The sequence below is a fragment of the Streptomyces sp. ME19-01-6 genome (assembly GCF_033793745.1).
Lineage (GTDB): Bacteria > Actinomycetota > Actinomycetes > Streptomycetales > Streptomycetaceae > Streptomyces.
The window spans coordinates 1-569 of sequence record NZ_JARAXF010000141.1 but is presented as its reverse complement, the minus strand read 5'-3'; the positions used below and the strand labels follow the sequence as shown (position 1 = coordinate 569).

Sequence of the window (569 nt, the reverse complement as noted above, 5' to 3'; positions counted from 1 at the left end):
CCGTCCCCGGCGGCGTGGGCCCGATGACCATCGCCATGCTCCTGGCCAACACACTCATTGCCGCGCGAGCACAGCAGGCGGATCGGTGTGGCCATCCTGGGGTCAGCTCCCTGCGCGGCCGGCGAGCGGCCGTCCTCGGCGACGGCGCCGGCACGACGCCGTGACGAGATGGCGCGACGGGACGGCCGCGGCCACGAGACGGGCCGTGGGGTCACCGCCGACAGCGCCACCGTCCTCGCCGGGTACGATCACCCGTACTTCGGCCGGTGGCCTGCCGCCACCACGCGCCAGGTCGACGCAGGTCGCCTCGGGAGCGGGCCCTCGTCCGGTTGCCCGCAGCACTGAGGGGCATCGCCGGCTCTGGGCGGTACGCGGCTGGGGACGAGCTGGAACTGCACCGCTGGGACGTGCGGGTGCTCGCCGAGGGCGCGGCCGTCACCCTGGGTGAGGTGACGGTGTCCCGGCACCCGACGGCCCGGTCCTCGCCTCCTCAGCCCAGCCGCGGGTCGACATGGACCTTGGGCCCGGCCCGGCGTCGGCCGGACGTTCACCGGCGAGCACGGGACCGG

Annotated in this window: 1 protein-coding gene and 1 pseudogene; both read left to right on the top strand. The window is 75.7% G+C overall.

The features are described 5' to 3' along the window. Nucleotides 1–164, top strand: a pseudogene (locus PV419_RS53040) (hypothetical protein); the annotation flags it as partial. 165 nt (nt 165–329) lie between these two features. Then, nucleotides 330–569: hypothetical protein (locus tag PV419_RS53035; protein WP_319701271.1), on the top strand; the 240-nt coding region annotated here is incomplete at its 3' end.